We start from the raw sequence: 1,310 nt of genomic DNA on the forward strand, positions 1-1,310 counted from the left end.
GCAATCACGAGCGCATCTACGATCAGATCCAGCTGCGCACCCAGCGCGGCGTCGGCAGCCGCGCCGACCTCGACCAGGCCGAAGCGCGCACTGAAGCAGATCCGCCTGGGCTTCGACCTGGGTTACATCGCCAGCACCCTGAACAACCACACCGATATCGCCCGCGAGCTGACCCGGTTGTTCAAGACCCGTTTCTACCTGGCGCGCAAGCTCGGCAGCGACGACCTGGAAGACAAGCAGCAGCGTCTGGAACATGCGATCCTGAGCGCCCTGGACGACGTCCAGGTGCTCAACGAAGACCGCATCCTGCGACGCTACCTGGACCTGATCAAGGCCACCCTGCGGACCAACTTCTACCAGACCGACGCCCACGGCCATAACAAGTCGTACTTCAGCTTCAAGTTCAACCCGCACCTGATTCCCGAGCTGCCCAAGCCGGTGCCGAAGTTCGAAATCTTCGTCTACTCGCCGCGGGTCGAAGGTGTGCACCTGCGCTTCGGCAACGTGGCCCGTGGCGGCCTGCGCTGGTCCGACCGCGAAGAAGACTTCCGTACCGAAGTCCTGGGCCTGGTAAAAGCCCAGCAAGTGAAGAACTCGGTGATCGTGCCGGTGGGCGCCAAGGGCGGCTTCCTGCCGCGTCGCCTGCCGCTGGGCGGCAGCCGGGACGAGATCGCGGCCGAAGGCATCGCCTGCTACCGCATCTTCATCTCGGGCCTGCTGGACATCACCGACAACCTGAAGGACGGCGCCCTGGTGCCGCCGGCCAACGTCGTGCGTCACGACGACGATGACCCGTACCTGGTGGTGGCGGCGGACAAGGGCACCGCGACCTTCTCCGACATCGCCAACGGCATCGCCATCGACTACGGCTTCTGGCTGGGCGACGCGTTCGCTTCCGGCGGTTCCGCCGGTTACGACCACAAGAAGATGGGCATCACCGCTAAGGGCGCGTGGGTGGGCGTACAGCGCCACTTCCGCGAGCGCGGCATCAATGTCCAGGAAGACAGCATCACGGTGGTCGGCATCGGCGACATGGCCGGCGACGTGTTCGGCAACGGCTTGCTGATGTCCGACAAGCTGCAACTGGTCGCGGCCTTCAACCATCTGCACATCTTCATCGACCCGAACCCGAACCCGGCCACCAGCTTCGCTGAGCGCCAGCGCATGTTCGACCTGCCGCGTTCGGCGTGGAGCGACTACGACACCAGCATCATGTCCGAAGGCGGCGGCATCTTCTCGCGCAGCGCGAAGAGCATCGCCATCTCGCCGCAGATGAAAGAGCGCTTCGACATCCAGGCCGACAAGCTGAC

General features: G+C 64.5%; 1 protein-coding gene. It reads left to right on the plus strand.

What is annotated here, in order from left to right; all coding sequences use genetic code 11:
• A partial coding sequence (locus tag ACQKQA_RS30360; protein ID WP_427564803.1) for an NAD-glutamate dehydrogenase domain-containing protein occupies nucleotides 1-1,310 on the plus strand: 1,310 nt, incomplete at both ends.

The sequence above is a fragment of the Pseudomonas sp. NPDC089530 genome (assembly GCF_050280705.1).
GTDB lineage: Bacteria > Pseudomonadota > Gammaproteobacteria > Pseudomonadales > Pseudomonadaceae > Aquipseudomonas.